The sequence below is a fragment of the Paraclostridium sp. genome (genome assembly GCF_051657365.1).
Classification (GTDB): Bacteria; Bacillota; Clostridia; order Peptostreptococcales; family Peptostreptococcaceae; genus Paraclostridium.
The window spans coordinates 1-3,680 of sequence record NZ_JBOFKN010000058.1 but is presented as its reverse complement, the minus strand read 5'-3'; the positions used below and the strand labels follow the sequence as shown (position 1 = coordinate 3,680).

4 protein-coding genes are annotated in these 3,680 nt (G+C 38.2%); all 4 read left to right on the top strand.

All coding sequences use genetic code 11. The features are described 5' to 3' along the window. Positions 1 to 451: 451 nt before the first annotated feature. The 4 genes from ACRCYC_RS03965 (at position 452) to ACRCYC_RS03950 (ending at position 3,506) form a co-directional block, all read left to right on the top strand. Positions 452 to 1,369, top strand: a complete 918-nt coding sequence (locus tag ACRCYC_RS03965) for a DUF6236 family protein (RefSeq protein ID WP_438617885.1) — start codon at positions 452 to 454, stop codon at positions 1,367 to 1,369. 594 nt (positions 1,370 to 1,963) lie between these two features. Then, the gene (locus ACRCYC_RS03960; RefSeq protein WP_172534853.1) at positions 1,964 to 2,167 is read left to right on the top strand and encodes a hypothetical protein; all 204 of its coding nucleotides are present in this window, start codon (positions 1,964 to 1,966) and stop codon (positions 2,165 to 2,167) included. Further along, positions 2,148 to 2,405 (top strand): hypothetical protein, encoded by a 258-nt coding sequence (locus ACRCYC_RS03955; protein WP_438617884.1) that lies wholly within the window; start codon positions 2,148 to 2,150, stop codon positions 2,403 to 2,405. The genes ACRCYC_RS03960 and ACRCYC_RS03955 overlap by 20 nt, the downstream gene beginning before the upstream one ends. Positions 2,406 to 2,849: 444 nt before the next feature. Beyond that, positions 2,850 to 3,506, top strand: a complete 657-nt coding sequence (locus ACRCYC_RS03950) for a hypothetical protein (protein ID WP_438617883.1) — start codon at positions 2,850 to 2,852, stop codon at positions 3,504 to 3,506. Positions 3,507 to 3,680 lie beyond the last annotated feature (174 nt).

The following is a 3,680-nucleotide window of genomic DNA, read 5'->3' as shown; positions in this document are numbered from 1 at the left end:
ATAAAAGTATAACAAACTTCTATGGTGCGAATAGCTAATTTTAACTGCTATTTCGCACCAGCGAATAACCTACTACGGCAGTTTTACATAACTTACATTCGCTGAGAATATAGCTTAAATGCCGCCCCTGATAACATTTTGCTAAGGGGCATAGCGGAGCACGCTCGCGTGCGTAGCGGTTTGAAATGGGCATAAAATTCACGCAGTGAATGCCCATTTCAAAATGTCCTTTTTGAGCTCTTTGTTATCATGGAACCGATGTTAGCAAAGCAATGTATTTTTGCAGCCCCAATACATGATCTAACTCTACTTCTACGCCCTCATTCCTATGCCACGCACAACATAATGTTACATTAGTGATGTATCGTGAATACTACGTTACTATACGGAAAGTTTCCGCTTAATAACGCTGTTATAACCGAGTGATAGCAAACAAGCAAAAGAGGTAATAATGGAAAGAGGCGTAATTACGTCACCAATGAGCTTTCAATTTAATATGACAGGTTTTTCTGTAAGCTCAGCTATAACCCCAGAGATGATTCGTTACTACTTATTATATTGGGACAAGCTTATTGTCCCCGACAATAACTTAATCTCTTTTGGCTTGCCCGATGAAAAGGATCTCTTGGAATCTGGGAAGTTATTAAGACCAAGATCAGAAATGTATGGTCGTTTCCATAGTGAGGAAATAGGTCAAGCAATTATTAGTGAACAATGTAAATGGGCTGACTTCTTTAAAAAAGATCCTACGACGGATTGGGTTGTTCATCAGTATGGCGCAAAGCAGATTTACCTTACTGAAGAAAGCTCTGACTATAAAAATACACTACGCTTTAAATTAACAAATGCACTACCTGTACCCAGTAAAGACGTGAATATCAATGAAGTTCTTGAGTTTAAGGAATTAAGAAGTTCAGAGCTTGCTGCGTTACATGAATGTCTAGATGAGTTATATATTGAGGTGTTAAGATCTCCGGACGCTGATTTGTCGAGCAAGCAAGCCGTTGAAAGGTTGACCAAGTCAATAAATAATTTAGATAGAGTATCTAAAGAGCGTTTTCGGTTTTTTAACAAGTTTGACATTGAGCCTCAGTACTCCTTGAACTTTAAAGATGTAATAAATTACGCTACTGGTGCTGGGTTAATTGGGGCTGGAACAAAGGCAATGCCTACTATAGCCGCTGGACAGTCGATAGATCTTTTTACTGGTTACACTATACCAATAGCAACGCTCGTAGGAGCTGCTGTTGGCTTCATGTCCGGACTTTCTATTTCTGTAAAACCGACTAAAGCTCCTAGAACAGATCAAGATCAAAAGCACCTAAGTTATTTAGTAAATGCCTCAAAGTTGGGCTTGATAACGCTGTGACAAGGGTTATAACAAACTCTTTAAGCGTGATTCGCAACGCGTGGCATTTTTACTATGCGTTGAATTAAGTGATTAAGGTAGTATGCGGCGGCAACGGTATTGTGTCGCTCACACCTTAACAGGGCGTTAAAAATATAATATTTCCCATTCGCCGTAGTACCCTACTACGGCAAAATTACGATTTTCTCATTCGCCTCAAAGATAGATTAAATGCTTTCCTGATAACATTTAGTTAAGGGGCATAGCGTAGCACGCCTGCGTGCGCAGCGGTTTGAAATGGGCATAAAATTCGCATAGCGAATGCCCATTTCAAAATGTCCCTGCTTGAACTTTTTGTTATCATGGAACCGATGCTCACACTGCAATGTGTTTTGCATACTCAAAGCATGAGCCAACTCCAATTCCGCAGTTAAAATCACTACGCAGCACACTACAGAATGTTATATCTTGTGACTCAGAGCGCATGCCACGTTACTATACGGAAACTTTCCGCATAATACGCTGTTATGTTCTTGGTGGTCATTTGTTGCCCAACGTAGTTTAAGAATACTGAGGTTTTGGTATAATTTAGGCTTATTCAGATGGGAGGGCTATATGAGTAAAAAAGATAATGTGGTTGTTTTTCCAACACATAAGCTGAAGTCACTTAAAAGTAAAGTTGACGAGACGACTACTGTTCCATCTCAAGAGCAGGGTAGCGTAAGTATAAGCGAACGTTTGAGAACGACTATTGATGATGGTTTAAAACAGCAAATGCGCGAACAAATGAGGAAGCAACATGGGCTCGAACAACAATAACCAAAACAAAAACCTACAAGACCAACAAGCTGATCTTCTTGATCAAACGTATCGACTTGGTTGGATGGACGGATATTCAGAAGGCTATAGTGACGGCGTTGAGGATACTGAAACTGCGTTTAACGATGCTGAAAACAAGCTTGAGTTATTGGAAGAAATTTTGGAGCAAAGAGAGCAGCTCATTGATGAGTTAGCTTCAAATGCAGGAAAATCCCTTCGAGCTGTAAAAAAACGATAGCTTATTCGTTTATAGTTAGCAACGAACATAACAAAGCATTTAAGTGTGATTCCCAACGCTTGGCATTTTTTGTGTCATCGTTGGGTTTTGTGTTTACGGTGGTATGGTTTAGTTTCGTGGTAGCGTTGCTCACACCTTAATGCGGCGTTAATGATATAATATCTCTCATTCGCCGTAGTACCCTACTACGGCAATATTACAATTCTCTCATACGCCGAAAGCATTAATTAAATGCCTTTCCTGATAACATTTAGTTAAGGGGCATAGCGCAGCACGCTTGCGGGCGCAGCGGTTTGAAATGGGCATAAAATTCGCGCAGCGAATGCCCATTTCAAAATGTCCCTGCTTCAACTTTTTGTTATCATACTTCATATCAAAATTCACTTTGACATCAAAAATATATACATGTAAAAATATAGCAAACAAATCATCATAGAGTACAGTATGAACATAGAAGATTTATTATCATCACTCAACAAAAGAATAATAACCAAACAAATAATATCTTTTTCCATGCTATTGCAAATGTTAACAATCCTTATTGGGTCTGCATATGTCGCATGGATGTTTGATGGCCTATCAAACCAACAACCAAGATACATATCACTACTTAATGAAGAAAGTCAGCGATTAAAATATCATTATTCAGAAGCGACTAGAAACATACAGTATCTTTTAGATCATAAACAGAACAGTGTAGGAATAGAAAATAATTTAGCACTATTGACAGCAGAAGTCACTGGTTTAAAAAACAGTATAAATGGATATTCAAAGGCTTTCAATGAAGGTAAATATGGTATACTTGACAATCACATGCTAGGGAAAAAAATCCTTTTAGCCATATTCTCAATGTTTTTCTTATTCTATTTGAAATTTTTAGTCAACATGTATAAATATAATGCTAACATGTTATCCCATGATATAGCTCTTAGTGATTCAATAAAGCTTGCTGCAGACAAAGATGATAATGGAAATTACATTATTAATTTGGAAATCCTAAAAGAATTAATCACAGTTCTTTCACCGACTGAGCATTCACTCTCATATAAAGACGCATCAAATAATGATGGGATCATAAATAGACTTATAGGTAAGGCTTAAAAAAGTTAGGCTACTCCTGAGCTGCTGCTTAATATGATAACATTTAGCTAAGGGGCATAGCGTAGCACGCCTGCGTGCGCAGCGGTTTGAAATGGGCATAAAATTCACGCAGTGAATGCCCATTTCAAAATGTCCCTACTTTAGCTCTTTGTTAGCCAGAACTAGAACTAAGCA

Bases quoted from the DNA above. Each gene is read 5' to 3' on its own strand.
- ACRCYC_RS03965 (WP_438617885.1), top strand. From the start codon at position 452: ATGGAAAGAGGCGTAATTACGTCACCAATGAGCTTTCAATTTAATATG.
- ACRCYC_RS03960 (WP_172534853.1), top strand. From the start codon at position 1,964: ATGAGTAAAAAAGATAATGTGGTTGTTTTTCCAACACATAAGCTGAAG.
- ACRCYC_RS03955 (WP_438617884.1), top strand. From the start codon at position 2,148: ATGGGCTCGAACAACAATAACCAAAACAAAAACCTACAAGACCAACAA.
- ACRCYC_RS03950 (WP_438617883.1), top strand. From the start codon at position 2,850: ATGAACATAGAAGATTTATTATCATCACTCAACAAAAGAATAATAACC.